This window comes from Bdellovibrio sp. 22V (assembly GCF_030169785.1).
Classification (GTDB): Bacteria; Bdellovibrionota; Bdellovibrionia; order Bdellovibrionales; family Bdellovibrionaceae; genus Bdellovibrio.
In genome coordinates, this window is sequence record NZ_CP125854.1 from 2,098,848 (window position 1) to 2,125,523 (window position 26,676).

The window sequence follows — 26,676 nt, forward strand, 5'->3', positions numbered from 1 at the left end:
CGTCTTCCGCCTTTCTGCTCTCGCTTGATGTCTCAATCTGAATCTAACAGCTTCGTTTTGTCTCACAGAAATACGTCTCAATTTTCAACGTAAATAACTTCGTCAATTTCTTAGAAGTTTAGAGTGAGAATTGCGTTTAAACGTCGTTCAGCGATGCTTTCGCGAGTCCGATAAGTTCAATATGAATTTACGCTGGATTAACGCGGTTGCAATTTGCATCCTGCCACTATTTCTTTCTGCTTGCGGCGGCGGCTCTTTCCAAGGGAATGACTTTTCTTCTCGTGGACCTGCGTCTGCGGAGCCTACCTATTACGGTAAACCCACTGATATCGCGGACGCGGTGACAGTAACTATTCCGGCGAAATTTCTTTATCGTCCCACGTCTTATACACCCAACGGCGGATCTGCGAACGGCCTCGAAGCGGTAGTTTCTACGAGCGGTGCCGTGCCTATTCCGTTTGCTGAGTTCCACATCTATGATTCTTCCGGCGCACGCGTACAGCAGGGGGAGACTACAACAAAGGGTGTCGCTGTTTTTGAGATGCCGAAAACTCAAGGCACATACACTATTAAAGTCTTTTCCCGCGCTTATAACGATTATTACAAAGTCAGTATCCTCGAAGACATCTACTCGAACACTCCTTACTCCATTTCAACGACATTCACGATCACAAGCTCTGATATTAGCAGCGGAGCAAAAGACCTCACTAGCACTCCTATTTATGCGCAAGCCAGCGAATACTCCTCTGCAAAAATCGAAGGCGGCGCTTTTAACATCATGTACGATATTCTTCTCGCGAATGAATATATCCGCCGTAACATTGGCAAGAATGGCACAACTCCAGGTGTTCCAACTTCAAATCCGGCAACATGGTGGGTCGCTGAAAAAGTGACGGTTTATTGGAAAGCCGGTTTCAATCCGATTACTTATTTTACAAGCTCCGGCTCGCCGCTTTCTTTTTACTCTCCAGGTGAAAGAAAACTCTATATCTTAGGCGGAGTCAGTGGAGATGTGAGAACCTCTGATACGGATCACTTTGATGATTCCGTCATTCTGCACGAGTACGGACACTTCCTAGAAGACGTCTATGGAAATTCGGAATCTCCCGGCGGCTCTCACAACGGAAATTTCGTCATAGATCCACGTCTGGCTTGGAGTGAAGGTTGGGCGAACTACTTCCAAGGTGCGGTGTTAACAGGAGCGGATGCATTTTCCGAAACTCCATCTGCATCTGAATCCCGCATGCCGGCGAAGAAGCGCTATCACTATTATGTCGATTCATACGGCTACAAAGGCAGCAGCAAATACGGTATTGGTATCGCGTTCAATCTCGCTGACATTGGAACGAATGCCAGCATGGATGCCGTTGGCAGCCACCCTCAAGACACCGGTATTTTTAGAGAAGTTTCCATCGCGAGAACTCTTTATAAATCGACACGTGCAACGACGGAGCGATATCCCGATGCCATCTCGACAAACAAAGGCGGCGGTATCTCTTTCCAAAATATCTGGAAGGTTTTCTCTGGCGACGGCGCTGCAAGTTACAGTCTAAAAAATACGTCGACATATCCGATTCCTAACGGCGGTCTCTTTAACTGGCTGCTTGTACAAAATGGCGTCGGCAGCACGGAGTGGACAAGCATTCTTACGGAAGAACGCCAAGCCGTGGATACCAGTGACTACGCTTATTACCTTGATACGGGCACTTGTTCTTATACATTCACGAATGCAGCTGCAGAGAGCACAATGGGTGTCGGCGACACCATCGAACGCTCTGATCAGCAGATGAATAATGATTTCTTCCTTTATTATCACAACGGCGCCAGCACAACTATCACGATGGACTATTCGACAACAGGTACCGCGATGGATTTGGATTTGATTCTTTATTACGGCACTTATGTGTACTTCGAAGATGACTATTGGAATGCGGGTTACAGCTCTCCGTATGTGGCAAAATACAGTCGCACAGCTTATAGCTCTTCTGAATCTATCAGCCTTAGCGGGTTACCAGCGGGATATTACATGCTCAACGTAAAAGTGAACACTCATGGTGCCAACAGCGCTATTAGTGGAACGGCGACATACACTCTTAAAAAGAATGGATCGCAAATATGCGGAAAAGAACGCTAGTCTTCGCGGCCTTAGGGCTTTCAGTTGGAATTTCAGGGGCCGCTTTTGTGAGTAATCAAAAGGAGCGCGCACCTGCTTCTGTTGTTGGCGGAAAAGTTCCCTGGAGTCCGGCTCCTATTGGAAAACATTTAGCTTTGATCAAGGTCGAACTAAAAAGTTCAGAGATTCCTGAATCGGGTTCTGACGAAACCACCTTCACAGGTCGTATTCTTGTCACGCAAGATATCGAAGGTGATTTAAATTACACGTGGAGCATTCCCGACGACGTGACAATCGTTGAAGGTTCCTTAAGCGAAAGTCTTCCCAACGTTAAAAAAGGCCAGATCGTCGAAGTCACACTAACAGTAAGTGGCTTTAATAAAGAAAAACAACGACTGGTAACATTGCAAGCTTGCAAGATTGGCGGCAGCGCGCGCGTATTTGATGGGCAAGAATATTCACTAGTTTTTAAATGGTGCCAGGTCCTGTTTCTTGTTCGAACGCGTCAAGAAACAGGACCTGGCACCTGTCATTTGCGTCCGTTCTTTTTTATTATGAAGTGAATGGAATATTTTATTTCCTTCGTCAAAATCATCATTGCGGTGGTTCTGCTTCTTGCTGCGGGCATCTTTTTCTTTCAAGGCCGGATGATATTTTTTCCGGAGACGCTGCCTAAAGATTATTCCTTCGAATTCAAAATTCCCGCCGAAGAAAAATACACATCTCTCGATGGTGAAGTGATTCACAGTCTTTATTTTCGCGCGGAAAAACCGAAAGGCGTGATTCTTTATTTTCACGGCAATGCGGGTGCCCTCGATTCTTGGGGAGAGCTCGGCGAAGAGTTCATTAAAAGCACCGGCTGGAGTTTGTGGATGGTGGATTATCCCGGCTATGGAAAAAGCACGGGCTCCGTCGGTTCGGAAGAAAATCTGCACAAAATGGCCTCGGCCGTTTTTATGGAAGTAAAAAAGCTCGAGCCACAACATAAAATCGTCGTCTTAGGTCGGTCGATGGGTTCGGGTTTGGCTTTGCGATTGGCATCGGAAAATCCGCTGGCGGGAGTGATTCTTGAAACGCCTTATTACAGCGGAACAGAGCTGGCGAAGACGATGTTTCCTTGGGTGCCGCAACTCTTAGTGCGCTACAAGTTTCCTTCCAACGAGTGGGCAAAGGAAGTAAGTTGTCCTGTTTTAATAGTGCATGGGACCGAAGATGAAGTGATTCCTCTTGAGCACGGCAAAAGACTTTTCGAACTTCTTCCAGGAAAGAAAAGAATGACCGTTATTAAAGGCGGCCACCACAACGATCTGACCGAGTACGAAGAGTATTGGCAGGGAATTCGAGACTTTCTTGCGACACTATAAAATATCGGGCTATAACTGCGAGGTATGGGAAGCATTTTCATTGAAGGCTTGCTCTTACAAGGCAGTTTGATCTTTGCTTTAGGAGCGCAGAATATTTTTGTGATGGAGTCGGGCTTACGCAGAGCTCGTCCTGCATTGGTGGCGGCCTTGTGTACGCTATCTGATTTGCTTCTGATTTTTCTCGGAGTTCTTGGGGCTGCGACGATCTTTTTGCAGTTTCCGCTCATTAAAATTCTTTTCGGTATTCTCGGCGTTTTATTTCTTGTTTACTATGGAATCCAGAAACTGCGTGAAGAGGTCAATCCTCTCGATCTTGCCTCTCACGAAAAAACATCTTTGCCAGGGGAGCGCAAGAAGATCATCTTGCAAGCTCTTGCGTTCAGTCTTCTTAATCCGCATGTCTACTTAGATACGGTGGTGTTAATCGGCGGCGTCTCTTCGAAGTTTCCTGAAATTTCCAACCGTCTCATTTTTGGATTGGGTGCGGGAAGTTTTTCGTGTGTATGGTGTTTCTCTTTAGCTTTCGGCGCCACTCGCTTGCGTCCTTTGTTGATGGACCATCGTCGCTTTCGCGTTGTGATGATGGCCGCCGGAGTTCTTTTAATACTCATAGCGATCCAGTTGGCATTCACAGTGTGGGAGTGGGTATTTCGAGGGCCGTAAATTGTGTCCCATGTTGATACGAGTGACACTTTGGCGCTTGCCCTTTCTCGGCACTGTCAACGGAACAGACGTTCCTAGCTCGTTCCGTGGTCTGCAAATACTCAGCTAAGTTCATGATCCCACTTGGATTTCTTCGCGTTGGCACAGCTTGGCCGACCTCTTGCTCTAGAGATGAGGCATAGAGGGAAATAATTTTATGAAAACAAAAAATATGATTCTAAACTTTTTTAAGGCTTTGTTCCTGACTGCGATGACGCTCACTCTTGTGAACTGTAGTAAGGATTCAAATAGTGGAAACACAGTAACGACAGGTTACTATATGGGTGCAAACGGTATCTGCTACGCACAGAACGGTCAGCAAATGCCAAACACTTCTTATTGCTACAACAACAACGGATACAATACAGGTTACACATGGCAAGCTAACGGTACTTGCGTGCAAACTTCAACAGGAATGCAAGTTCCAGTGAACTACTGCCAAACGAACGGTTACAACAACGGTACAGCGACAATGGTGTGCCAAGGACCTCACACAGACGGTTATCAATGGGTGCAATGCGGAACGCAATTCAACTGCGCGGGTTACACACTTTATAACCAATCAATGCAAATCGTTCGCTGCCAATAGGTACCTGGTACCTTTCGCGATCGAAGGTACAGTGTACTTTTCATATCAAAACGGAAGCTGGTACCACGGCGCGCCACAGGGTGCGCCGTTTTCTTTTTGGGGATATGCGTATTCCCTGAGCATTTCTTCTCGCGGCTCGAAACGCGATGCGAAATTCCTCTTTCAAACTCTGCCTAAGTTTTCAGCGACGGCTGTTCTTTTGTGACGCGGTTGTTGACATACTTCCTAACACTCGCGAAATTGAAATGGTCTTTGGTCTAGCTAGACCAAGGGCGGTATTGAGGGGAACTTTCGTGAGAATTAAAAAAATTGAACTCGTTGGTTTTAAGTCCTTTAAAGATCGCACCGTCATTCATTTCGATGCCGGCATTACAGGTATCGTAGGTCCCAACGGTTGCGGTAAATCCAATATCGTCGACGCTTTGATGTGGGTCATGGGTGAGATGTCCGCGAAGGATCTTCGTGGCTCACAAATGACTGACGTTATCTTCGGTGGTGCGGAAGGTTATGCTCCATTGGGTATGTGTGAAGTGTCTTTGACACTTGAAAACGATGGCGGCGCTTTCCCTGCGAAATATATTAAACATTCTGAAATCATGGTGACTCGTCGTCTTCACAGAAATGGTGAAGGGGAGTACTTCGTTAATAAAGAACCGTCTCGTTTGAAAGACATCCAAGAGATCTTCATGGATACGGGCGCGGGCTCTAAAGGTTTCTCGATCATCGCCCAAGGTATGATCGGTAAGATCATCACTGCGAAACCGGAAGACCGTCGTATGCTTATCGAAGAAGCGGCGGGTATTACGAAGTTCAAAGCGCGTAAAAAAGAATCACAACGTAAATTGATCTCTACAGATCAAAACTTGGTGCGTTTGCAAGACATCATCGGCGAGTTGAAACGCCAAATCGATTCTTTGCAAAGACAAGCTCAGCGTGCCGAGCGTTACCGTAACATCAAAAACCAAATCGAAGATTTGGATCTATGGTTGTCTTCCGCTCAATACATTGAGTTGAAGCGTGCGGCGGACGAAGCTCAAGCGATCTTCGTTGAAGCGCAAAACATGGAAATTGAAGGCGATGCGAACCTTTCAACTCTTCAAGGGCAATTGGAAGTTTTGCGCCTGCAAATCCTTGAAAAAGAAAAACTCGTTGAAGAGCATCAATCCCTTTATTTCGACAAACAAAGCACTGTGCAAAAGAAAGAAATGGAAGTTCAAGAACTTCGTTTCGAAATTGAACAGGCTCGTCGTAACGAGCAAATGACAGGCACGATCTTGCAAGAACAGCAAGCGCGCCAAGAATTGCTTGCTCGTGACAAGGCTTCTTTGGAAGCTCAGGTGACAGAACTTAAAGAAGAAGCTGAAACACTGACAGCTTCTTTCACAGAGAAAAACGATATCTTCCAAAACTTCAACTCCCGTATCGGAACAGTTGATGAAGATTTGACGACGAAACGCCGCGAACTTTTCGCCGTTGGTCAGTCCGAGTCTTCTCTGGATGCTCGTGTGAATTCTTTGTCGGCACAAATCGCTGATTTGACGGATCGTCAAGACAACGAACAGCAAGTGTTGAACGAACTTCGCGAAAAACAAGTCGAGTTCGAAGCGCGCCGTAAAAAGGTGATGAACGAACTTGATAAAGAACGTCAAATGCAATTGGACTTGGCAAGCGACGTGGATTCTTTCGAAGCCAACAAAAAGATTCTTTCAGAGTCTTTGGCTGAAAAGAAAATGGAAGTTGAATCCTTCAAAGATTCTTTGAACGAAGTGGCTTCTCGTTTGTACGGTCTTGAGAATTTGCAGAACAACTTCGAGGGTTTCCAAGAAGGCGTGAAGCAAGTGATGTTGTGGCAAAAGACGCGCACGCAAGAGATGATGGCGGACGGCTCCGTTGTCACTCACTTCCAACCTGTTTCTGAGGTTGTTGAAGTTCCGGCGGAATACGAAGTAGCTATGGAAGCGGCCTTGGGCTCACGCTTGCAAATGCTTTTGTCTTCGGATGCTAATATCGCCGTAGACGCTGTTTCTCATTTGAAAGAACAAAAATCCGGACGTTCCAGCTTCATGTCTACGAACGACCAAACTTTGACTTACAACCGTTCCGAAGCTCCGATCGGTCAAGCTGGCGTTCAAGCTATCTTGAAAGACGTCGTAAAAGCTGCGGATAAATTCCAAAACGCTGTGACATATATGTTGGACGGTGTTGCGATTGTTGATTCTATCCGCACGGCTTTGAATCTTCGCGCGACATACACGGGCTGGACATTCGTGACTCTTGACGGTGACACGTTGACGGCTGACGGTGTTTTGACGGGTGGTTCTTCAGAATCTGCGGATTCAGGAATGCTAAAGCGTCGCCGTGAGATCAAAGAATTGTCCGAGAAAAAAGACGAATACGCTGGAAAACTTCAATTGGCGCAAATGGCTTTGAAAAAAGTCGAAGAGCAATTGAACAACGTATTGAACGATTTCGAAGGCGCACAAAAACGCAAAATGGATCAAGAGATCAAAGTTGCGGAGTTGAGAAAAGACCTTGAACGAGCTGAAAATGAAGTTCAAAACGCACAAGCAGCGGTAGAGCGCCAAGAACGCGAAGTCAAAAAGTTGACGGAGCAATTGGAAGTTCAAGAACAAAAAATGGAAGAGTTGAATCAAGCCTTGATCGAAGCTCGCGAGAAAAAAGTTATTCTCGAGGGTGAAGTTGAGACTTTGAACAGCGAATTGAACTCTGTTCGTTTGGGTTTTGACGGTCTTCAAGCGGAAGTGACGGATCTGCAAGTGAAGTCAGCTTCTAAAACTCAAGAATACACAGGTGTTCTAAGACAGCTTGAGATGGTTTCCAAGTCTTTGAGTGACCTTGAAGCGCAACTTGCTCGTATGAGTGAGGAGGCTGAAGGCTACAACTCACAAATGACTGAGAGCCAGATTCTTCTTGAAGAAAAGAAAATCGAATTTGAACGTCTTTTGGATGAAGTTGAGCAATTGAAACTTCAAGCAGCCCGCACAAAAGACGAATACGAAGTGATGTCTGAGTCGATCCGTGCGATCGAAGAAGAAGCAAGTGCTTCTCAACGTGCACGCAACGAAAGACAGCACAAAATGAACGACTCTCAATTGAAGCTTGAACAAGCTAAGATGAAAGAGCAGTACTTGATCGATCAAATCCGTGAACGTTACATGTTGAACCTTCCGGATGTTGTTGAGAAGTATGCAGGTCGTGAAGGCGACTTCTTGGAAGCGGACGCTCAACTCAAAGATCTTCGCGAGAAATTGGCGAAAATCGGTGAAGTGAACTTGTCAGCGATCGAAGAGTACGAAGAGACAGCTCAACGTTATGAGTTCCTCACGAAACAGCACGCGGATTTGACGGAAGCAAAAGAACAGCTTCGTAAAGTGATCGATCGTATCAACAGAATTTGTTCGAAGCGTTTCAAAGAGACATTTGATTTGGTTAACGACAGATTTACTCGCGTATTCCCAGTGCTCTTCGGCGGTGGTGAAGCGTGGTTGGAGCTTGTTGAAGAAACAGAGAAGAACGAAGCGGGTATCGAAATCATCGCTCGCCCTCCAGGCAAAAAGACGCAAAACGTGTCCTTGATGTCGGGTGGTGAGAAGGCGTTGACTGCGGTGGCGCTTGTATTCTCGATCTTCCTCGTGAAACCTTCTCCGTACTGTTTGCTGGATGAGGTTGACGCTCCACTTGATGACGCCAACGTGTTCCGTTTCAACGACTTGGTTCGTGAGATGGCGAAGCGTTCACAAATCATCGTTGTTACGCATAATAAACACACGATGGAAGTGGCTGGAAAACTTTACGGCGTGACTATGCAGGAGCGCGGTGTTTCCACGATGGTTTCTGTTTCTCTTCAAGACATCAAATAAAGAAGAGATCGAAGAGAGAATTTTTAAAACCCGCAGATGAACTCTGCGGGTTTTTTATTTCGAAAGGCTTGTCGTCAGCCTGGCGCAAAAAGAAAACCCCGTGTCGGAGGGACTGAACACGGGGTTATGCAGGAAAAAATTTAAGAAGGGATCTACTTCACGTACTGAATGATTGCGTCTTCGGCGAAGCGGACTTTTTTGAGATTTTGGAAAGAATCTTCAGGATGTCTGTATCCCAAAGCCACTGTGGCAACCGTTTTGTAACCCGATCCTTCAAGTCCTAAGATTTTGTCATAGGCAGATGGGTCAAGACCTTCCATCGGAGTTGCATCAATTTTAAGTAAAGCTGCGGTTTGCAGCAGGAATCCCATAGCAATGTAAGCTTGGCGCTGTGACCAAACACGAATTTTTTCTTCGGGAGCTTTCGCCAGATTCTCGACCATCATACTTTTGTATCCGGACAAAGATTCCAACGAAAGACCCCGAACTTCAGCAATACGATCAATATACTTTTGGACAAAAGGAACATCGACTTCCTCTTTAAAGAGAAAGACCACGTAATGACTGGCGTCCGTCACTTGGGTTTGATTCCAGGAAACAGCTTTCAACTTTTCACGCACCTCGGGATTTTCAATCACTAAAAACTTCCAAGGTTGGATGCCGTAAGATGAGGGCGCCAAATGCAATGAATCCGTTAAAAGTTTCCAGTCATTTTCCGAGATTTTTTTAGTCGCGTCGTAGCGTTTCGTTGCGTATCGCCATTCGAGCGCTTCTTTAATACTTGCGTGAGTCATAATTCTCCTTCACCCGGGAGGGTTTTAATGTAACAGATACAAGCACAATATAAAGACCTCCGGACCTAAATGCAACAGTAAAAAGCACATTTTAAATGAGTTTTGCTTAAAATCGTTTAAAAGGGGGCCTAAGCTCCCGCCGATTGTTTATTTTTGCATCATGGGGTAGGATGGTCTCATGGTTGATCAACGGTTTTCTGTCTCAGTTCATATCATGACGGTCCTTGCTTATCACAAGGATGAGATGATGACGTCGGAGGAGCTCGCTTCGAGCATTCGCACAAATCCGACTGTGATCCGCCGTTTAGTTTCCAAACTTGTCGATGCGGGCCTGGTTGATTCCTTCAAAGGAAAAGCGGGTGGAGTGCGTTTGGCGGGTTCCGCGAAAGAAATCTCTCTTAAAGATATTTACGAAGCGATCTGCGACAAAAAGAAATTGATCGCAACACCTTGTAAAGAGCCCATGAAACAATGTGCAGTCAGTTGCAATATGGGAAAGCTTCTTGAAGATGTCGTTGAAGGCATGGAAGAACATTCCATGAATTATCTCTCTAGCATTCGTTTGGCCGATCTCGCTTCTAAAATCAAATAACCAAGGAGTTTCCATGAAAGCTCTATGGTTGCCTGAGTCTCTGACTGGAGAACGAGTCACGCTTCGCAAACACAATCTCGAACTTGCCGAAACGATGTTTCAATATATCGATCAGGATCGCAAGCGGTTGGTGCATCTTCCGTGGGTGGACTTTACTCATGGCGTGCATGACGAACGCGACTATATTGAAATGACTCATCGAGAGTGGGAAGATTTCAAGATGTTCGACTATGGTCTTTTTCGCAATGAGGGCGACGTCTACATGGGCAATATAGGAGTTCACACCATCGCCTGGGATCATGACCGCTGTGAGCTGGGATACTGGATTCTTGGAAATTTTGAGGGGCACGGATATGTTTCTGAAGGCGTACGTCTTTTAGAAAAAACTCTTTTTGATGTTGGCTTTCACCGCATTGAAATTCACTGTTCAGGGGCTAATACGCGCTCTGGAGCCGTCGCGGAAAGGTGCGGCTATAAACTCGAAGGCGTCTTGCGCGAACACGCCGTTGAACAAGGTGCTCGGCGCGACACCCGCGTCTATGCAAAGCTAAAACATGAAAGATAAAAAAGAACTCATCGAAGAACTGCATCGTAAAGCTGTCGAGCGGGGAGAAGAATCCTACATCGATCCTGAAACAGGCTATCTGGTTTTCACAGAACTCTTCCACAAACGCCGCGGCCACTGCTGCGAATCAGGCTGCCGTCACTGTCCTTACGGCTTCAAAAAAAAGACCTCTGAATAACCTTTTCGGGGATGCTGTGTTGTCCTCTTGGAGAACTCTTCTTGGGAGTGGTTCTTGCAAAGTCTCTTTTATAAGATCTCAACTCTGAAAAAGAGAGGCTTTGATGGATAAGAAGTTAACACTTGTGACCCTATTTGCCACCTTCGCCCTTTTCAGTGAAGGAGCGTTCGCTAATTTCTATACCGTGTATCGTTACCCGGTGGCAGCGGCGGGCTCTTGTATAAAACCCCATGATTCCAGCCCGCGGGAGATTCTGCGCAGAAATGGGATCGGATATCATGGAAATCCTAGCCAGTCCGAGATCGCCGCTTTGGCAAAAGGGGTCGGCCAAGTCGAGCGCCTTTTAGGTGATCCTTTGCCTCATCCATGGCGCCAAAATTACAAGTTTATTGATGCTTCTGGAAAATGGAATCAAGGTCCTACCACGATCAATATCCGCCGCCCGCGCGGTTCTGCAAAAGGAACTAACGTCGGCCGTATGATGCATGAGTTGGGTCACAAGGTCGGAAATTCCGGCGTGTATCAGAGTTATGCGAAATTCACCGGCCGCACACGTTGCCGTATTACCGGCTACGCGGCTTCGAAATTCAACGAAGAGTTTGCCGAAGTTTTTGAAGCTTACGTGGTCTATCCTGATCTCTTAGCGCAGAAGTGCCCGAAGGCATTTGAGTTTATGGCGACGCGTTTGTTCCCGAACACAAACGACGAGATTTCGACATGTAAGAAGGTCGCAGACAACGAAGGGCCGCAATTGCCTCAAGAAATTCCAATCCCGATTCCACGCCCTGACTTTGAACATGATCACGATCACGGTGAAGTGGAAACCGACGAAGACGTAGTCATCGAAGTCGACGGCGAAGAAGCAGACGAAGATGAGAACCACGTCGAGGAAGTATCCGGTTCGAATGTTCAGCTTCCGGTAAGGAATATTCCAGTTCCAACAGCGCGCCCAAGCAGCGGTGTGCGATAAAAATAAAAAGGCGCTGAATCCAGCGCCTTTTTTATTTCTGTTGAGTTCACAGAAATTATTTTTTCAAAGGAAGTTTCCCCAAATAATCTTTCTTGCCGATATCAACGCCGTTGTGGCGAAGAATCGAATACGCTGTTGTTACATGGAAATAAAAATTAGGAACTGCGTGGTGAAGAACGTACTCTTCGCCGGTCATCCATTGTCCTTCCCAACGAGGCTGCGTGATGTGACGGGATGTCGCTTCGGCGAAATCTTTCGCAGCCACTGTTTCCAAGTAAGAAATCGTGCTAGCAATGCGCGCTTTGAGTTCAGGCAAAGTTTTTTCTGTGTCGGCGTGTGAAGGAGCTTCTTTCGCCGTCAAACGAGCCGCGCAAAGCTTTGCAGTATCACAAGCAATTTGAATCTGACGCGCCAACGGGAACTGATCCGGCGCCAAGCGTGAATTGACAAGCACGTCGGCATCAAACTTTTTCATTTGTGCATACTCAGCGCCTTTATCCAGAATCGCGGAAAGATTGTGAAGAGATTTAATAAAAGAGGGGACCGTCATTTCATAAAGCATAAAGCCTCCAGGAGTATGACTATGAAAAGATCTGACGGGAAAGTCCAGTGTCAAATTCTATCGTTCGCGCCGTTGCAAAATCCTTCGCTTTCCGATGTGATTCTAGATGAAGCATGGAGGCGAAGATGGATGAATACTATTACACTCCCCGAGATCCGCGCGAGACTTACAAACGCTATGAGCGCACCTACGACGGCAGCTTGCGTTTTAAAAGGGAGCCTGAAGAAGATTTTCGCGGTAAAGGACCCAAGAACTACGTGCGCAGCGACGGGCGTATTTATGAAGAGATTTGTGAAGTCCTCACTTTGGATCCCGACGTGGACGCCAGCGAGATCGACGTGCAGGTGAAAAACGGGGTGGTGACTCTGAGTGGAACCGTCGAAACGAGAACTCTGAAGCGCTATGCGGAAGACTCGGTCTCTGACGTCTTTGGAGTGAAAGACATCATCAATGAAATTCGTGTTATCGATCAAGATCCAGACAGAAAAAGAATCAGCGAAGCATTGAAATAAAACGAAAAGCGCTGAAGCTCTCGTCAGCGCTTTTACTTTTACAAAATTCTTTTGTTTTCCGTAACGGAATTTGCATCGTTTTTTAACAGCACGAAAAAACTGCCCAGAAGATTTTCACTCTGCGGAAAGAGTTTTTGCCTGTCGCCGCAAATGTCCACGAGTTTGACAGTTTCAAAAAAACAAAAACACAAGATTCTGTTTTTGAGGCATCGAGGATCCGCCAAGCCCTGCTATATTTAAGGCCAGGTGGGGTGCGTCGTTATGTCTTTTAACTATGCAAAGAATAAAGAACATAATTCGCAGGACAGTTTTTGGACGTCCTATTCGGATCTCTTCTTGGGGCTCAGCACGATCTTCCTATTGTTGTATGTGACAGCCAGTCTCAGAACGGGAACCGAAGGTTTGCGAAATCAAGTTGAGAATCAGAAGCTCTCTATGAAAGTAGAAGAGCTGCAACATCAATTGAAAATGTATGAATCCGTAAAGAACGATTACCTCGCCAATCAAGCCACGAAGGATGAGGCTCAAGAGTATCAGGAGCTTATGGATAAGCTCACTCTCTTGCAAGAGGACGCTAAAACGGAAAAAGACCGTCTTGTGCAGGAAGCTCTTGAGAACGAGAAAAAAGTGAAAGCTTTGAATAAGTACCAACAGATGGTGCGTAACGTTCTTAATGCCAACAAGATGGCGAAATCGAAGATCATCAACCGTGACGACTTAATCAAAGAACAAGACGTTGAAATTGAAACCCAAGAGACGACGATTGCCGACTTGAATAAGGATATTCAAGATAAGAAGCAGTTGATTTCTCAGGGTGAGATGAAGATCAAGCAAACACAGGCCGTGTTGCAAAAGCGCGTCAACGAGCTTCGCTATGCTTATAAAATGAATAAGCTTTCGAAGAATCTGTTTGAGCAGAAGATGGCTCAGGCGCGCGCTGAAAGTCAGCAAAAGGTGGAAGCTCTTTCCCAGGCCAATGCTCAGTATCAGCAGCAATTGCAAGCGGCGAGCACGCAGCTAGGTCAGGTGCAAGGGGAGCTTTCGCAAACGCAAGGATTGCTAGCGCAGAAAGAAAACGAAGCGAAGTATCTTTCTGGAGCTCTTTCAAAAACAAAAGCGGAATCGCAAGCTAGGATGGCGGCGATGTCTGCAGGTTTCGCGCAAGAGAAGGCTGGCCTGCAAGCAGGGATGGCTGCAGAGCGTGCTGCGAACGCAAGAAGAGTCGCTGCGATGCAAGGCGCTTTGGCTGACACTCAAGGACAGTTGGCGAAAGCGAAAGCTGAAATCGAAGCGCGCAAAATGGTGGCTGGTGAAATTCAGCGCGGTTTTGCGAAAGCCGGTATCAAGGCGGATATCGACATGGAATCAGGCGATGTCGTCTTGGATTTCGGGCAAGCCTACTTTGATAGCGACTCGGACCGTTTGAAGGCGGAAATGAAAAACGTCATCGAAAGAGCGATGCCGATTTACTCGCGTTCTTTATTCGGGAATCCCAAAGTGTCGGATAAAATCTCTGCGGTCGAAATTATCGGTTTCGCTTCTCCGACCTATCAGGGGCGCTACATTGATCCGCGCAGTCCTAAGCCTGAAGATAAAGTCGCTTTGAAATACAACATGGATTTGAGTTATCGCCGTGCGAAGTCTATTTTCGCTTACATGTTGGACGACCAAAACGTGCAGTTCGACCATCAGAAGGAATTGATGTCGTTGATGAAAGTTTCAGGACGAAGCTTCTTGGAAGTCATGAATGTACAGAACAGAAACGTCGCAACAGCGGCGGAGTTCTGTAAACAGAATGACTGCAAGAAGGCACAACGGGTGATCATCCGTTTTAGCATGGATTCTAAAAAACAATAGGGGTGGGTTGTGACACAAAAGGCTTTTGCTGAGTATTTTATAATTATGCTCCCTTACGCGATGGCGGGGATCTTTTTGCTCGGTCTGTTCTTTCGAGCGATGATCTACTACACAGTTCGCCGTCACGAATGGTTTGCCAAGGAATTTGAAAAACGCGTGAATCGTTTTATCGAGGGGGAAACTCCCGGTAAAACTGAAAATGTGTCTTTCTATGTGTTGGCGAAGAAAACGTTGGAAAGAACCTATTACGAAGTTTTTGAAATTCGCGACCGTATGAAACGCCGTAAGCCTGACTCCATCATGGCGACAAGTGACCGCCTCTTTTTGGTGCGCCAAGGCTGTGCGTGGCTGGTGAAAGACATTCTGAAACAGGTGAAATTTCTGAAGTGGAGCGAAGGCAATCCAAAGCTTCTCAACATCACGAAAGCGACTTTGCAACATAATCCTTGTTTCAATCGTGTGTTCGGTGTTTTACCGATGGTCGGTCTTAACGACTTGATCTCGATTTTGCCGGGGCTTTTCGTTGTCGCAGGGATTTTAGGAACTTTCATCGGTATCGCGGGCGGTTTGCAGGAACTCGGCACGATGAATTTGCAGGATCTTGAAAATACGAAGAACATCATGGACCGTTTCCTTCACGAAATTTCTTTCGCGATGAAAACGTCTATCGTCGGTATTATTTTTTCTTTGCTGTCGCATATTACGAACGTCATTCTTTCTCCGGAAAGAGCTTACGTTTCGATGGTGGATCGTTTTGAAAGTGCCCTTGATTTATTGTGGTATCGCAGTGACAACAATGACTTCCCAGCTCATGAAAGACCATTCGATGAACATCGTGATGCCGTTGAAGCGCTCGCGGAAGATGCGCTTAATAAAGAGATTGGGAAGGCGGCCGTAGCCCGAGGAGCCTAATTGAACACGTTCATAGTCACTATCCAAAGGAAGGATCAGGTGCTAAGCCGTGAGGTGAACAAAGATTCGTTCACCGTGGGCCGTGCTATGGAGTGCGATATCTCACTCAATGACAGTCACGTGAGTCGTGGAAAGTAATCCGGGTTTTTTTATTTTCAAAACACAGAAATCTAAATCTCGAAATCTGAGTAAACAGCGGGAGTGACGTCGCCAAGCGAGCGTAAGAATGTCTCGTTCTGTGTTAGTCGGCAGGAAAAATTCTTGAGGGGATTTTTCTGTCGAGCGTCCTCGAAATGTCTCATTTTAAGATTTTCAACAAACAAAAATTGATAGATTTAAACAAAAAACAGCGTGAAAAGACGACCTGTGTCTCGCGCGTAAAGTCTTGTTTTTACTGTTTAATCTCATTGAGGTCGAGTCGCGAGAGCTTTTTTCAAGGCCCTATGGTATTCTTAAAGCATCAAGTACAGGAATCACTTCCTGGGTCCTTTTTAAGTCTTTTTTGACTGATTCAAAAAAAGATCTCTCGGGGAATCGCCCGAGCACGGGAAAAGAAAACTGAATACGAGAAAAGAAAGGGTCGAGATGCGACAGGGTGTCTTATGGCATACGTCTACTTGGCAGCAGCAATTATCTTTGAGGTCGTCGGCACAATCACGATGAAGTACTCGGAGGGATTCACAAAGGTGATCCCAGTCATACTCACTCTGGTATGTCATGGAATCTGCTTTGTGGCTCTCGCTGTAGCACTGAAGTCCCTCCCTATCAGCATGGTCTATGCTATTTGGGCGGGTGTGGGAACAGCGATCATGGCGTTCATCGGCATGATGATGTTCAATGAGCCTCTTCCTCTGCAAAAAGTTCTCGCGACAACGCTTATTATTGTGGGTGTTGTGATGTTGAACTTCGCAGACAAAGAAAAGCCTGCTGAACAACTTGCAAAAGTTGAAACAGCAAAAGAGTTGAAAGAAAAACCAGCCGTGGTTGTTGATATGCGACAACGCAATTCTGGTTAATTTCTCTCGAATTTGTCGTTTTCAAATTTAAAAAAAAAGAAAAAGATCAGGGAAAGCATCTCTGATCTTTTTCTTTTTTGGATTAGCGGGAAGATGGTTGGTGTTTTTGCTCTTCCAGGAATTCGTTGAGACGATCAAAAGGTGTTTCGCGGCGAGAAGCGTATTGCAAAAACTCGACAAGAACGGCCTTGAGGCGATCAACTTGTTTTGGATCTTTGAATTGGTCGTTATCATCGAAAGCTTGATCGGCACCGGCGACTCCAAAATAATCGGGCCAAACAAAAGATCCCAGAATGTGGAACGTCACGCGAGAGTGGAGGTTGCCGCGAACGGCCGCTAAACGACCTGGCGACGCTCCTATAAGACAGATCTGCTTGCGGCGCACGGGCACAGGGTCCAAGCGCGAAAGCCAGTCTATGGCGTTCTTAAACGTCCCGGGAATACTGCCATTGTATTCGGGACTTGAGATGATCACAGCATCCGCTTCTTCAAATTTTTTTGCCAGCTTCAAAACGCCTTCGGGAACTCCTTGGTTTTCCTCAAGGTCTCCGTCGTACATTGGCATGGGGAATTCATTGAACTCGTGAAGAGCGACCTCTGTATGGGGAATGCCTCTTACGATATCGGCAGCGATACGAATGAGTTTTTTATTGTAAGATCCATGGCGAAGTGACGGTGCAAATAAAAAGACTTTCATACACGCTCCGTATTTTTCTGATTTAACCTGAAGCCAAAAGTATTCGACATATTTTATTTCAACATTGATTTTTTGAGTTGAGCAACGCCTTCATCAGCGGGTTTGCCAAGCCAAATAGAAAAGATTTTTTCAATCAAACCCGTTGAGCCTTTAATCTCAGAAAGGTTGCCTGTCGTTGTTTCATAAAGCACAGCCTCCACACCATCTTTGAGGCGGGCGCCGACAATTGTGAGAGCTTTGCCTTCTTTGGCTTCGCCGCCTTTTGCAACGGAATCAAGAAACTGTTTTACAGAGGCATCTTCTGTATCAATTTTGTTGGCCTTCAAAGCCTCTTTGAATGACTTTTGTACGTTGTCGGCATCGACGTCGCGAAGGAAATGAAGCTGTACTGCGACAGCTTTTTGATCTTTCAGTGACCCCAGAGCTTCAGCGTCCGCTTTTTTGAAACTTTCGGGAGTGCTGACAAAAAGCTGACCCACGTAAACCTTAACGTTTACGAATACGACTTTCTTGGCGCGTAAGCCTGCTCCAACAGAAGTGAGCTTAAGAGATTCATTCTCTACGTTCGCCGTTGCGGAAGTCGCAAGAGTCAGGCCTTCCACCTTTTCTCCTTTGCCTTCTGTTGTCAGCAAAGCCGCAGAGGCATTTAAAGATAAAAGAAGAGTGAATAAAGAGGCGATGAACAGTTTCATTGGGAAATCCTTTCTGTCTTCAATTCACTTAAAAGGATTTGCCTCGAGATATAAAATGTCAATGGGGAAAAGTTTTGTTGGCAGGATCGCTTTGGTACATTAAACTTTTTGCTAAAGACGCATGAGTGAGCAACAAAGATCGTCCCCTTTATTCAGGCAAAAGTTAGAGATCTTGATTCTAAGTGAATCAGATGAAGTTCTTAGTCGTGCCAAACATGTTATTTCGACTCATTTCTTTACGTTTCGTCAGCTGAATTACCAGAGTCTGCCGCAGGAGGCTTTGGGTGATCTTCTCAAAGCGCAACTGATTTTATTAGCGCAAGAAACAGATGAACCTTTGGTCGCTTTCGCAACCCGCGTGGATCGTGTCTTAGATCTGTTTCCTCGCTCGCGCCTAGTGACCGTGATGAGTGCAGCTTCCGCTAAAGAAAATCTCGAAGGCACGCAAAACGTTCGAGTCACTCCTCTGTCACAGTCCGAGTTTCATTCGAGCTTGAAGTTTGAATATCTCTGTCTTTACCGTTGTCGGTTTCAGTTTTTTGAGATTCAGAATTCCGATTTTTTTCCGATGACGACAATGATGCTTCCGGCTTTTGTTCGTTTGGAGCTGAATCAAAGATATTTGGCGGTGCTTTTCAGTAACACGGTTCTTTCAGACGAAAAATTCAGTCGTATCGAAAAAGCCTCTGGTCTTTATATTCAGATCAAAGACAGCGAGAAGTACCTGCAGTACATCAATTCTTATTACGACACCTCAGGAAAGGCGCTGAGGAAACGCGCCCGCGCTTTGTTTTTATGTGTGATCTATTATTCATTGCGTTTGAATGAGATTCTGCTTTTTGATTTTAAAACAAGTAAAGACGATGAGGTCTCTGCGGCCTACGAAGGATTGAAGAAAGTTGCTGAAGAACTTTTTCAAATCATGCGTGGCGAAGAAAATTTGTGGGACACATTTCGCGAAGCTGTCTCTGATGAGTTCACGATATTCTGGCGTTCACCTTGGATTGCAACTTATGCGGCTTTGATGTCCTTAAAAAGCGGTCAAGGCGATCCGATGACAGCATTTTTAGCGGGACTCTTTGCGGACGTCGGTATTTATGATTTGGAAGAGAAAATCGCGCATCAGTATTTTCTTTCGGATGATAAGAAGATTCCTGAAGATTCGAGATCCAGTTTTGAAAAGCATCCGCTTTTGTCTTTGAACCGTTGTCTGATCAAAAAACTACCGTTGGATGAGGCTGTGAAAAGCGCGCTTGTCTGCACGCATGAACGAGCCGATGAGAAGGGCTTTCCGAATCAGGTGCCGGCGGCACAATTGCCCGTCGAGGCGCAGTTGGTTCAGTTTGCGGAGCGCATTGATCAAGAGGTTCTTACGACAATGCAAAAGAATGGCGTCGGCTTCCGCTTTCTTAAGGAAAAATTGTGGGAAGCGGAAAGTAAAAATCCGGGCGCTTTCAGTTCCGAATTCTTGTCTGCCATTGCCGAGTCTCTGATTTAAAGCCGAACCTCTTTGACACCTCTTGTAACATGCAGAATCCTTTTGCGCCCTTGTGCGCTTTTGCATTTAATGAAATGGCTTTGAAAAACCGCAACAGAGGAGCACAGAATGCTTAAAAAATTGGCGTTGGCACTTTGCTTAATCGCATTTGCTGGCACAGTGGAAGCCAAAGAACTTACAAACCGTTTGGGCGTGGGCGTAAAAAAGAATACGTCCCTGGATCTGCCAGAGCTTGCAGCCGTTTACTATCCTAATTCCGACATCGCATTTGCCGGCGGCTTAGGCGTAGATACTCAAGAAGATGCATCTCGTTTTTCTTTTAATGCGGGCGTTCGCCGCATTGTTTTCAAAGAAGATAATATGAACTTCTACATGGGGGGCTCTGTAGGTCTTGTGAATTTCGAGACCCTGGGCGAAAAAGAATCGGGCTTTGAATTGAACGCTCTGTTTGGCGGTGAGTTCTTCTTGCCTGGTTTGGATTCTTTGGGATTCACATTTGAAGGCGGTGTGGGCGTGATCTCTGCTGACAACGTTCGCTTCAGAACAATCGCTGACGGTCCGTTCAGCGCTGGAATTATTTTTTACTTCTAAAAAAAGGAATGAAACCGATGAAAAAAGTTATTCATACAGACAATGCTCCGAAGGCGGTAGGCCCTTACTCTCAAGCAATTCAAATGGGTGACATGCTTTTCTGTTCTGGACAAATTTCTATCGATCCGAAAACGAACGAAGTTTTTACGGGCGATATTAAAACTCAGACAGAGATGGTGATGAAAAATGTCGAAGCGGTTCTTGCGGCATCGGGAATGAATTTCTCGAATATCGTGAAGACGACAATCTTCATCACAAACATGAGCGACTTCGCGACTGTGAACGAAGTTTATGCGAAAGCATTCAAAGAGGCACCTCCTGCGCGTTCGACTGTGGGCGTAGCGGCGCTTCCTAAGGGTGTGAACGTGGAGATCGAAGTCATTGCGCATCGCTAAGTCTTTGCTGCGCTCTCGTTCTTTTTGGGTCTTGCTGCTTTTTAGCGGCGTCGTGATTTTTCGTTATTACGGAGAATTCCAAAAGGTGCAAAATGAGAGCGTGCAATCTTGGATGAAAACTCCTTCTGCTGATTGTGCCGTTGTCCTGACAGGCGGGGCGGGAAGAGTGCGCGAAGGTTTTGATTTACTCGCGAATCAAAACGTAAAAAAGTTGGTGATTTCAGGCGTGTATTCCAATGCGCGCCTGCGCGAGATCATGCCAGTCTGGTCTTTTTACGGAAATCTTTCAGAGAATGACGTTGTTTTGGATCGTCGCTCGGAAACGACTTACGGGAATGCCCAACAAAGTCTGCCGATTGTGGAAGCGCTAAAATGCCGCGACATCCTGCTGGTGACGTCGCGCTTGCACATGTATCGCTCGTATCGCACTTTTCGTGCGGCCTTTCCTGAAAACATCTACATAAAGAAACACGCTATGATCGGCGGTCGTTACGAGGCTTCCGTCTGGGAGACGGGCTTTGAAGCGTTGAAATCTTTCTTCTACTCCTTGTGGGCTTACTAAAATCAGGACTTAGATCTAATCCCTAAAAATCAAAAGAAAACCGATAAGTTTTCTGGAAGATAGAGGGAAGAACTATGACTTCTTTACTGGCGCACGTTGATTCGCTAGGAAGATTTGTTACGAAGAATTTGGAGTACACGGCACGTGTCCTCCTGATGGTCTATCTTTCGTTGCGTGCCACTCTGCTTGATAAAGCCCAAGGCTTTCGCCAAATTGTCGGCGTTATTTCCGCACAAATTTATTTCACGGGCTGGCAGGCGTTGCCATTGATCTCGGTTCTTGCTTTGGGCGTGGGCTCCATCATGATCATGCAGTCTTTGGCCAATCTGACTTTGCTTGGCGGCACACAAATGATCGGAAGCTTTTTGATCGTGATGGTTTTGCGTGAGGCCGGGCCGTTACTTGTGGCTCTTGTGGTGATCGCACGCTCGGGGACGGCGGTTGCTTCCGAAGTTGGAAATATGCGCGCCAATCGCGAGATCGAAGCCCTTGAGAGCATGGGAATTAATCCTTTGAGTTTCATTGTTTTCCCGCGTGTCATTGGCGGCATTATCAGCGTGCTTGCCTTGGCTTTCTATTTCAACTTTATCGCCTTGATCGGCGGCTTTCTGGTCACACGGTTTGTGCAGGATATGCCGTTTGCCTTCTATACGGATTCTTTAATGCGGGCTTTTGCTCAAGAGGACGTGCTGATCTTTCTTCTTAAAAACGGATTTAGCGGGATGATCATTTTCGTCGTGTCTTGCTATCAAGGCTTGTCGGTAAAGCGCAGTCCGCATGAAGTTCCACAAGTCACCACGCAAGCGGTCGTTAACAGCATTATCTTCGTAGTTATTTTTAATCTTATGGTTTCAGCTTTGTTTTATTTAAATCAACTTCGCAGTTTAGGGGTGGTCTAATGAAAATCGAGAGTCTTAAATTTGAAGGTGTTTCATTTACACACGAGGGACAAGATCCGATTGTTCACAACGTCGAGTTTGATTTTCCAATGAACGAGATTCACTGGGTCAAGGCGGAAGAAGGAGCCGGGAAGAGTTCGCTTTTGCAAATTCTAGCAGGCTTGCAAATTCCTCAATCGGGGAAGTACTTGATCAACGGTGAAAATGTTTTGGAAATGTCTTTTGAAGAATTTTTACCGTATCGCCTGCAAATCGGTTACTCGTTTGACTACGGCGGTTTGATCAACAATCGCACGCTGTTTGATAACTTGATGTTGCCTCTTTTGTATCACAAGGTGGTTTCTCCGGAAGAAGCGAAAAAGCGTGTCGTAGACATGTTGAAGGAATTCGGCATGGAAAAATTCGCGCACGAAAGACCTGCGCACGTGCCAGGCCGCATTCGCAAGCTGACATGTGTTTTAAGAGCCTTGATCATGCGCCCGCAAGTTCTGCTTTTAGATGATCCAAGTGTGGGGATGGGCCAAGACAGTATTTATACTTTCGTGGATCATATCCATCGCCTGCGCAAAGAAGGCCACTTCAGTCATATTTTTATTAGCTCTTACGATGAGAAGTTTATGAACCTGTTTGCTTATCAAATTATCCACTTGGATGATGGGCAGCTTTATTACCAAGCAGTGGATCCAGAGAAAAGAGTTGTTCATCTATGATGAAGGTGAAGTTTAATAAGTTTGAAAGAGTCGCAGGTCTCTTCATTCTCTTGGCTATTGGGGGAGTGTTGCTGACCGCGACCGTTGCAGCGATCAAACAAGGTTGGTTTGAGCCGAAGGTCCGCTATACGACGACGTTTGAAAATGCTGACGGGATTCATCAGGGAACCTTGGTGCAAATCTCGGGTCTGCGTGCCGGCGCCGTAGAAACCGTGGAACTGGAAAGCGACAATCGCATTCGCGTGGGATTTTACGTCTTGGGAAAATTCCAGGACCGTATTCGTGAAAACAGCACGGTGCAACTGATTCGTCCGTTTATTATCGGGGAAAGAGTGCTCGATCTGTCGGTTGGAAGCGATCGGTTTGAAGTCATTCCAGCGCAAAGTGCGGTGAAGTCTTTAGAGACCGTGGATCTTATGACATTGATGAGCGGAAAGAACATGAATTCCTACCTTTCAAAATTGGGAGGAATCTTAGAAAGCATGCAAGTGATTGTCGATGCTTTTGCGGATAAAAGCCGTGCCGAAAGCATGGTGCGTGTGATCGACCGACTTGATCCGTTAATGAAAAATCTGAACACGATGTCGATGGAAGTCATCAAACTTTCCAAGCAGGCCACACATGACGATGGCGTGCAAAAGCTTGTCGGCAATTTAGCTGTGACAACCCGGGAGATCAATCGCATCTTGCCTGAGCTCAACGAACAAAATCCGGAGCTCGCAAAAGATTTGGCAACCATGACGCAGAATCTGGCGGTGGTAACCAAGGCGATCGGACCTGCGGTAAAAGAAGTAGAAACGGAATTACCGGGAGCGAGTGTGAAACTCGTTCAGGCTCTCAATGAGACAGTGGTTGTCCTAAAAGCGATGCAAAAGAGCTTCTTTATGCGAGGAAGTGTTCGTGAAGTGAAAGAAGAAGAAGATGCTTTACGAATGCCGGCTCACACTAAGTAGATCTCGTTTCGCCTTGAGATTATAAGGGAACAAATTTTTTTAACCGCCCTTTAGTAAGTGGCACGAACGCACGATATTACTCTTGCTCACAAATGAAGCAGGGGTGAAACGTGCGATCCTTTTTTCGCGTTGGTATTCTCTTACTCCTGAACGTTGCGGTACAAAGAACAGAAGCCAAAAATTTAAAAATAGCCTTCGGCAATGGCCGGCCTCCTTATGTTTTTCAAGAACAAGGGAAGTGGAAAGGCATCGAAGTTGAAGTCGTCGGCGAAATCTTTCGTCGTTTAGGTCAGAAGTACACTTTCGATAATATGTCTCCGTTGCGCTTGGAAGCCGAAGCCAAACATGGAAATTCCTACGATGTTGTCGTCGGAGTTCCTTTGGCTTCTGACGGAGCGGTGTTTTATTCGGAGCCTTACGTGTATTTTCAGAACTACGCGATTGCCTTAAAAAAGAAAAAAGTCGCTGTCAAAAATATTAAGGATCTGCAGCGCTATCGGATCGGAACATGGGTGAATGCCTGGAAAGATCTGGGACCCGCGTTTCGTTCGACTTACTCTCCGAAAGCGAATGGAGATTTTTCGACGGGCTATAAGGAGTTCGTCAAGCAAGAGGAGCAAAGCGAAGCTTTCTGGAGTGAAAAAATTGATGTTATCATCATCGACCGCTACGTTTTCGGGTGGTTTCGCATGGTGCAGGCGGCAAAAGTCGATACGGCGAAAGATATCGAAGTGTTTCGTTTGTTTTCTGAAAAAATGGCGTCGCATGTCGCTTTTCATGACGAGAAACTTCGGGATTCTTTTAATCGCGAATTGGCGAAGCTTCACGAAAGTGGCGAGTATGAGCGGATTGTTCGCAGTTATGTCGGCGAAAGCTTGGCGGCGCTTTTAACGTCTAAAAACATACGATAGCGCTCTATGTCGAGGCAAGAGAGAGGATAATTCTCTTGAATCCACTTCCTAGCATCTTATGATAGAGGCTATGCTGGTTGGACACTTGTTTCGCCATTTTATTTTCTCTAAAAGAGCCGGGTCTTTGATCCGTCGGATCTCTTGGCTTTCCATGGTTGGAATCGCGATCAGCGTGACGGCTTTTCTTGTCGTTTTATTTGTCATGAACGGAATGAATGCCGCCATCAAAAAAAGAATTCTTGGGTTGGAGCCGCATCTTTACGTGCAGGTTTCCGGCATCACGTCGCCGTCCGTTTTAGAAACACATCCCGTTTATCAAAGACTGCATGAGACTCCGGAAAACAAAGCCTATGTGTATGAAACTCAAGATGTGATTATTCGCAGTCAAGACGGTCAATTCCGCGGCGGTATTGCGCGCGGAGTGACACGCGAAAGTCTAGAGCACTTTTCAGAGCAGCTTCAACAAATGGACCGAAAAAATATCGATCGTGAATCACCGGCGTATTTTACCGATCCTCAGGACGTGCCGGACCAGGGCGAAATCGTGATGGGTGTGGATCTGGCGCAATCGCTAGGCGTTTTTGAGGGGGATTTTGTCACCGTGGTTGCGCCGTCGGGATTGTTATTACCTCCAGGGGAAACACCTAAGTTCGAGCGAGTGCGTATTAAAAGAATCGTAACGACGAGTCTAGCGGATATCGATTCCCAATATGTTTTCTATCAGCGGGGTAAAGCGCTGAACTCTTTGGTCGATGAAGGAATGCGCAAGATCGGGATTGAAGCCTGGTTGGCTGACGAATCGCGCATTGAAGACGCAAAAGAAGATTTGATGAAGTTTAGTGACGTCAGCGTTGAAACCTGGATGGATCGCAACTCAGCTCTTTTGTATGCATTGAAATTAGAGAAGCTGACGATTGGCACCTTTTTAGGTTTGGCCGGTATGATTGCAGCAAGCTCTATTTTAACTGTTCTTGCTCTATTGCTTTCACAGAAGAAAAGAGATATCGCCATTCTGCGCACGATTGGTTTTTCAGGTCGGCAGACAGTGAAGACGTTCACGCAGCTGGGATTTATTCTGGCTTTTGTCGGAGTGCTTGTCGGCGTGATCTTAGGCACGGGGGTGGGACTGTATCTGCAGGCCCATCCGATTCAACTGGGCGCTTCGCAAATCTATTACGATCCGTCGATCCCAGCTCTTGTTGATTACACTTTGATGTTCGCGGTTCTTATTATCAGTGCTTTGACCGCGTGGTTTGGATCTTATATCCCGGCAAGAACAGCGGCTGAGGTGCAACCCTCAGACGCCTTAAGAATGAAATAATTAAACACTGACTTGATAGTCGCGCAGAGCATCTGTCAAAGATGTCTTCAGATCTGTACTTGGTTTTCTTTTTCCGATAATCAATGCACACGGCACTCCGTATTTTCCAGACGGGAAGTCTTTCATTTGGGTGCCAGGAATCACGACGCAATTGGCGGGTACGCGACCTTTGTATTCCACAGGAGAAGATCCTGTCACATCAATGATTTTCGTACTTGCCGTGATTGTTACACCCGCACCAAGTACAGCACCCTCTTCGATGACCGCACCTTCGACAACGATACAGCGGCTGCCGATAAAGGCATTGTCTTCCACGATTACTGGAGATGCCTGAACAGGTTCAAGAACGCCGCCAATACCCACGCCGCCGGAAAGATGCACGTTCTTTCCAATTTGCGCGCACGAGCCTACGGTCGCCCAGGTGTCGACCATCGTTCCAGAGCCAACGTAAGCGCCAATGTTCACGTATGACGGCATAAGAATCGCCCCTTTTTCAATGAAGGAGCCTTTTCGCGCCAGAGCGTGTGGGACAACGCGAACGCCATCTTCTTCGCTCCATTGCTTCACGGGAATTTTATCGAAGTAAGTGAAGTCGCCGGCTTTCATGATATCCATTTTTTGGATGCGGAAATAAAGCAAAATCGCTTTTTTGATCCATTCGTGAGTGATCCAGCCTTCAGTGGTTTTTTCGCAAACGCGAAGGCGTCCTGAATCCAGGCCTTCGATCGTCTCAACAATGTGTTTCAATTCTTGCGTTGTAAGCTGATCGACGGTTTTTCCGTTTTGGATGTCAGTATAAATTTTATTCACGTCATTCTGCATACGTCCTCCTTCGCGCGA

Annotated in this window: 30 protein-coding genes; 25 read left to right on the top strand and 5 right to left on the bottom strand. The window is 46.2% G+C overall.

The window, feature by feature from the left end; translation table 11 throughout:
• Nucleotides 1-181: 181 nt before the first annotated feature.
• The 7 genes from QJS83_RS10075 to smc all read left to right on the top strand — a co-directional run bounded on the left by QJS83_RS10075 (nucleotide 182) and on the right by smc (nucleotide 8,649).
• Nucleotides 182-2,134 (top strand): hypothetical protein, encoded by a 1,953-nt coding sequence (locus QJS83_RS10075; protein ID WP_284604505.1) that lies wholly within the window; start codon nucleotides 182-184, stop codon nucleotides 2,132-2,134.
• 47 nt (nucleotides 2,135-2,181) lie between these two features.
• Nucleotides 2,182-2,676: a hypothetical protein gene (locus tag QJS83_RS10080; protein WP_284604506.1), complete on the top strand. Its 495-nt coding sequence runs from the start codon at nucleotides 2,182-2,184 to the stop codon at nucleotides 2,674-2,676.
• Nucleotides 2,677-3,477 (top strand): alpha/beta hydrolase, encoded by an 801-nt coding sequence (locus tag QJS83_RS10085; RefSeq protein ID WP_284604507.1) that lies wholly within the window; start codon nucleotides 2,677-2,679, stop codon nucleotides 3,475-3,477. It begins immediately after the preceding gene.
• A 24-nt stretch (nucleotides 3,478-3,501) separates the two neighbouring features.
• Nucleotides 3,502-4,140 carry a LysE/ArgO family amino acid transporter gene (locus tag QJS83_RS10090; protein ID WP_284604508.1) on the top strand — a complete coding sequence of 213 codons (639 nt, stop codon included), beginning with the start codon at nucleotides 3,502-3,504 and terminating at the stop codon, nucleotides 4,138-4,140.
• Nucleotides 4,141-4,336: 196 nt separating this feature from the next.
• The gene (locus tag QJS83_RS10095) at nucleotides 4,337-4,768 is read left to right on the top strand and encodes a hypothetical protein (RefSeq protein WP_284604510.1); all 432 of its coding nucleotides are present in this window, start codon (nucleotides 4,337-4,339) and stop codon (nucleotides 4,766-4,768) included.
• Between the two features lie 31 nt (nucleotides 4,769-4,799).
• Complete coding sequence (locus QJS83_RS10100; RefSeq protein WP_284604512.1) at nucleotides 4,800-4,973, top strand: hypothetical protein; 174 nt, start codon at nucleotides 4,800-4,802, stop codon at nucleotides 4,971-4,973.
• 88 nt (nucleotides 4,974-5,061) lie between these two features.
• Entirely contained in the window at nucleotides 5,062-8,649 is a 3,588-nt protein-coding gene (smc, locus tag QJS83_RS10105) for a chromosome segregation protein SMC (protein ID WP_284604514.1), read from the top strand.
• Nucleotides 8,650-8,801: 152 nt separating this feature from the next.
• Here smc and QJS83_RS10110 read toward each other — a convergent pair whose 3' ends face one another.
• Complete coding sequence (locus QJS83_RS10110; protein ID WP_284604516.1) at nucleotides 8,802-9,443, bottom strand: NAD(P)H-dependent oxidoreductase; 642 nt, start codon at nucleotides 9,441-9,443, stop codon at nucleotides 8,802-8,804.
• Nucleotides 9,444-9,621: 178 nt separating this feature from the next.
• Between QJS83_RS10110 and QJS83_RS10115 the strand changes: the two genes are divergently transcribed.
• The 4 genes from QJS83_RS10115 to QJS83_RS10130 all read left to right on the top strand — a co-directional run bounded on the left by QJS83_RS10115 (nucleotide 9,622) and on the right by QJS83_RS10130 (nucleotide 11,748).
• Entirely contained in the window at nucleotides 9,622-10,035 is a 414-nt protein-coding gene (locus tag QJS83_RS10115) for an RrF2 family transcriptional regulator (RefSeq protein ID WP_284604518.1), read from the top strand.
• A gap of 13 nt (nucleotides 10,036-10,048) precedes the next feature.
• Nucleotides 10,049-10,600 (top strand): GNAT family N-acetyltransferase, encoded by a 552-nt coding sequence (locus QJS83_RS10120; protein ID WP_284604519.1) that lies wholly within the window; start codon nucleotides 10,049-10,051, stop codon nucleotides 10,598-10,600.
• Nucleotides 10,590-10,778 (top strand): DUF5522 domain-containing protein, encoded by a 189-nt coding sequence (locus tag QJS83_RS10125; protein ID WP_284604521.1) that lies wholly within the window; start codon nucleotides 10,590-10,592, stop codon nucleotides 10,776-10,778. Before QJS83_RS10120 ends, QJS83_RS10125 begins: the two co-directional genes overlap by 11 nt.
• A 103-nt stretch (nucleotides 10,779-10,881) precedes the next feature.
• Nucleotides 10,882-11,748 carry a hypothetical protein gene (locus QJS83_RS10130; protein WP_284604523.1) on the top strand — a complete coding sequence of 289 codons (867 nt, stop codon included), beginning with the start codon at nucleotides 10,882-10,884 and terminating at the stop codon, nucleotides 11,746-11,748.
• A 55-nt stretch (nucleotides 11,749-11,803) separates the two neighbouring features.
• Here the strand turns inward: QJS83_RS10130 and QJS83_RS10135 are convergent, their stop codons facing one another.
• Complete coding sequence (locus QJS83_RS10135; protein ID WP_284604525.1) at nucleotides 11,804-12,310, bottom strand: DUF1993 domain-containing protein; 507 nt, start codon at nucleotides 12,308-12,310, stop codon at nucleotides 11,804-11,806.
• 125 nt (nucleotides 12,311-12,435) lie between these two features.
• On the opposite strand from QJS83_RS10135, the gene QJS83_RS10140 reads away from it, so the two are divergent.
• The 5 genes from QJS83_RS10140 to QJS83_RS10160 all read left to right on the top strand — a co-directional run bounded on the left by QJS83_RS10140 (nucleotide 12,436) and on the right by QJS83_RS10160 (nucleotide 16,607).
• Entirely contained in the window at nucleotides 12,436-12,822 is a 387-nt protein-coding gene (locus QJS83_RS10140) for a BON domain-containing protein (protein ID WP_284604526.1), read from the top strand.
• Between the two features lie 261 nt (nucleotides 12,823-13,083).
• Complete coding sequence (locus tag QJS83_RS10145) at nucleotides 13,084-14,679, top strand: microtubule-binding protein (RefSeq protein WP_284604527.1); 1,596 nt, start codon at nucleotides 13,084-13,086, stop codon at nucleotides 14,677-14,679.
• A 9-nt stretch (nucleotides 14,680-14,688) separates the two neighbouring features.
• A complete protein-coding gene (locus tag QJS83_RS10150) occupies nucleotides 14,689-15,591 on the top strand; it encodes a hypothetical protein (RefSeq protein WP_284604529.1) in 903 nt (300 codons plus the stop codon).
• Complete coding sequence (locus QJS83_RS10155) at nucleotides 15,592-15,729, top strand: FHA domain-containing protein (RefSeq protein ID WP_284604531.1); 138 nt, start codon at nucleotides 15,592-15,594, stop codon at nucleotides 15,727-15,729.
• A gap of 464 nt (nucleotides 15,730-16,193) precedes the next feature.
• Entirely contained in the window at nucleotides 16,194-16,607 is a 414-nt protein-coding gene (locus QJS83_RS10160; protein WP_284604533.1) for a DMT family transporter, read from the top strand.
• Between the two features lie 82 nt (nucleotides 16,608-16,689).
• On the opposite strand, the gene QJS83_RS10165 is transcribed toward QJS83_RS10160, so the two are convergent.
• Together QJS83_RS10165 and QJS83_RS10170 are read right to left on the bottom strand one after the other, a co-directional pair.
• Complete coding sequence (locus QJS83_RS10165) at nucleotides 16,690-17,304, bottom strand: NADPH-dependent FMN reductase (protein ID WP_284604535.1); 615 nt, start codon at nucleotides 17,302-17,304, stop codon at nucleotides 16,690-16,692.
• Nucleotides 17,305-17,357: 53 nt separating this feature from the next.
• Nucleotides 17,358-17,996 carry a chalcone isomerase family protein gene (locus QJS83_RS10170; protein ID WP_284604536.1) on the bottom strand — a complete coding sequence of 213 codons (639 nt, stop codon included), beginning with the start codon at nucleotides 17,994-17,996 and terminating at the stop codon, nucleotides 17,358-17,360.
• A gap of 172 nt (nucleotides 17,997-18,168) precedes the next feature.
• Here QJS83_RS10170 and QJS83_RS10175 point away from each other — a divergent pair, with 172 nt between their 5' ends.
• The 9 genes from QJS83_RS10175 (at nucleotide 18,169) to QJS83_RS10215 (ending at nucleotide 25,836) form a co-directional block, all read left to right on the top strand.
• Nucleotides 18,169-19,494: an HD domain-containing protein gene (locus tag QJS83_RS10175; RefSeq protein ID WP_284604538.1), complete on the top strand. Its 1,326-nt coding sequence runs from the start codon at nucleotides 18,169-18,171 to the stop codon at nucleotides 19,492-19,494.
• Between the two features lie 108 nt (nucleotides 19,495-19,602).
• Nucleotides 19,603-20,085 (top strand): organic solvent tolerance protein, encoded by a 483-nt coding sequence (locus QJS83_RS10180; RefSeq protein ID WP_284604540.1) that lies wholly within the window; start codon nucleotides 19,603-19,605, stop codon nucleotides 20,083-20,085.
• Between the two features lie 17 nt (nucleotides 20,086-20,102).
• Nucleotides 20,103-20,480, top strand: a complete 378-nt coding sequence (locus tag QJS83_RS10185; RefSeq protein WP_284604542.1) for a RidA family protein — start codon at nucleotides 20,103-20,105, stop codon at nucleotides 20,478-20,480.
• Nucleotides 20,467-21,042, top strand: coding sequence for a YdcF family protein (locus QJS83_RS10190; RefSeq protein WP_284604544.1), 576 nt, complete (start codon nucleotides 20,467-20,469; stop codon nucleotides 21,040-21,042). Before QJS83_RS10185 ends, QJS83_RS10190 begins: the two co-directional genes overlap by 14 nt.
• Nucleotides 21,043-21,116: 74 nt before the next feature.
• On the top strand, nucleotides 21,117-21,941 hold the full coding sequence (locus QJS83_RS10195; RefSeq protein WP_284604546.1) for an MlaE family ABC transporter permease: 825 nt from the start codon (nucleotides 21,117-21,119) through the stop codon (nucleotides 21,939-21,941).
• Nucleotides 21,941-22,651 (top strand): cell division ATP-binding protein FtsE, encoded by a 711-nt coding sequence (locus QJS83_RS10200; RefSeq protein WP_284604548.1) that lies wholly within the window; start codon nucleotides 21,941-21,943, stop codon nucleotides 22,649-22,651. Before QJS83_RS10195 ends, QJS83_RS10200 begins: the two co-directional genes overlap by 1 nt.
• Nucleotides 22,648-23,604 carry an MlaD family protein gene (locus QJS83_RS10205; RefSeq protein WP_284604549.1) on the top strand — a complete coding sequence of 319 codons (957 nt, stop codon included), beginning with the start codon at nucleotides 22,648-22,650 and terminating at the stop codon, nucleotides 23,602-23,604. The genes QJS83_RS10200 and QJS83_RS10205 overlap by 4 nt, the downstream gene beginning before the upstream one ends.
• A gap of 110 nt (nucleotides 23,605-23,714) precedes the next feature.
• Entirely contained in the window at nucleotides 23,715-24,515 is an 801-nt protein-coding gene (locus tag QJS83_RS10210) for a substrate-binding periplasmic protein (protein ID WP_284604551.1), read from the top strand.
• 124 nt (nucleotides 24,516-24,639) lie between these two features.
• A complete protein-coding gene (locus tag QJS83_RS10215; protein WP_284604552.1) occupies nucleotides 24,640-25,836 on the top strand; it encodes an FtsX-like permease family protein in 1,197 nt (398 codons plus the stop codon).
• On the opposite strand, the gene QJS83_RS10220 is transcribed toward QJS83_RS10215, so the two are convergent.
• Entirely contained in the window at nucleotides 25,837-26,658 is an 822-nt protein-coding gene (locus QJS83_RS10220; RefSeq protein ID WP_284604553.1) for a 2,3,4,5-tetrahydropyridine-2,6-dicarboxylate N-succinyltransferase, read from the bottom strand. It lies immediately after the preceding gene.
• Nucleotides 26,659-26,676: the final 18 nt, after the last annotated feature.

What these genes read in the sequence shown, in the direction of transcription:
- QJS83_RS10075 (WP_284604505.1), top strand. Translation starts at nt 182, where the DNA reads ATGAATTTACGCTGGATTAACGCGGTTGCAATTTGCATCCTGCCACTA.
- QJS83_RS10085 (WP_284604507.1), top strand. Translation starts at nt 2,677, where the DNA reads ATGGAATATTTTATTTCCTTCGTCAAAATCATCATTGCGGTGGTTCTG.
- QJS83_RS10090 (WP_284604508.1), top strand. Translation starts at nt 3,502, where the DNA reads ATGGGAAGCATTTTCATTGAAGGCTTGCTCTTACAAGGCAGTTTGATC.
- QJS83_RS10095 (WP_284604510.1), top strand. Translation starts at nt 4,337, where the DNA reads ATGAAAACAAAAAATATGATTCTAAACTTTTTTAAGGCTTTGTTCCTG.
- QJS83_RS10110 (WP_284604516.1), bottom strand. Translation starts at nt 9,443, where the DNA reads ATGACTCACGCAAGTATTAAAGAAGCGCTCGAATGGCGATACGCAACG.
- QJS83_RS10115 (WP_284604518.1), top strand. Translation starts at nt 9,622, where the DNA reads ATGGTTGATCAACGGTTTTCTGTCTCAGTTCATATCATGACGGTCCTT.
- QJS83_RS10120 (WP_284604519.1), top strand. Translation starts at nt 10,049, where the DNA reads ATGAAAGCTCTATGGTTGCCTGAGTCTCTGACTGGAGAACGAGTCACG.
- QJS83_RS10125 (WP_284604521.1), top strand. Translation starts at nt 10,590, where the DNA reads ATGAAAGATAAAAAAGAACTCATCGAAGAACTGCATCGTAAAGCTGTC.
- QJS83_RS10130 (WP_284604523.1), top strand. Translation starts at nt 10,882, where the DNA reads ATGGATAAGAAGTTAACACTTGTGACCCTATTTGCCACCTTCGCCCTT.
- QJS83_RS10135 (WP_284604525.1), bottom strand. Translation starts at nt 12,310, where the DNA reads ATGCTTTATGAAATGACGGTCCCCTCTTTTATTAAATCTCTTCACAAT.
- QJS83_RS10140 (WP_284604526.1), top strand. Translation starts at nt 12,436, where the DNA reads ATGGATGAATACTATTACACTCCCCGAGATCCGCGCGAGACTTACAAA.
- QJS83_RS10145 (WP_284604527.1), top strand. Translation starts at nt 13,084, where the DNA reads ATGTCTTTTAACTATGCAAAGAATAAAGAACATAATTCGCAGGACAGT.
- QJS83_RS10160 (WP_284604533.1), top strand. Translation starts at nt 16,194, where the DNA reads ATGGCATACGTCTACTTGGCAGCAGCAATTATCTTTGAGGTCGTCGGC.
- QJS83_RS10165 (WP_284604535.1), bottom strand. Translation starts at nt 17,304, where the DNA reads ATGAAAGTCTTTTTATTTGCACCGTCACTTCGCCATGGATCTTACAAT.
- QJS83_RS10170 (WP_284604536.1), bottom strand. Translation starts at nt 17,996, where the DNA reads ATGAAACTGTTCATCGCCTCTTTATTCACTCTTCTTTTATCTTTAAAT.
- QJS83_RS10180 (WP_284604540.1), top strand. Translation starts at nt 19,603, where the DNA reads ATGCTTAAAAAATTGGCGTTGGCACTTTGCTTAATCGCATTTGCTGGC.
- QJS83_RS10185 (WP_284604542.1), top strand. Translation starts at nt 20,103, where the DNA reads ATGAAAAAAGTTATTCATACAGACAATGCTCCGAAGGCGGTAGGCCCT.
- QJS83_RS10195 (WP_284604546.1), top strand. Translation starts at nt 21,117, where the DNA reads ATGACTTCTTTACTGGCGCACGTTGATTCGCTAGGAAGATTTGTTACG.
- QJS83_RS10200 (WP_284604548.1), top strand. Translation starts at nt 21,941, where the DNA reads ATGAAAATCGAGAGTCTTAAATTTGAAGGTGTTTCATTTACACACGAG.
- QJS83_RS10205 (WP_284604549.1), top strand. Translation starts at nt 22,648, where the DNA reads ATGATGAAGGTGAAGTTTAATAAGTTTGAAAGAGTCGCAGGTCTCTTC.
- QJS83_RS10220 (WP_284604553.1), bottom strand. Translation starts at nt 26,658, where the DNA reads ATGCAGAATGACGTGAATAAAATTTATACTGACATCCAAAACGGAAAA.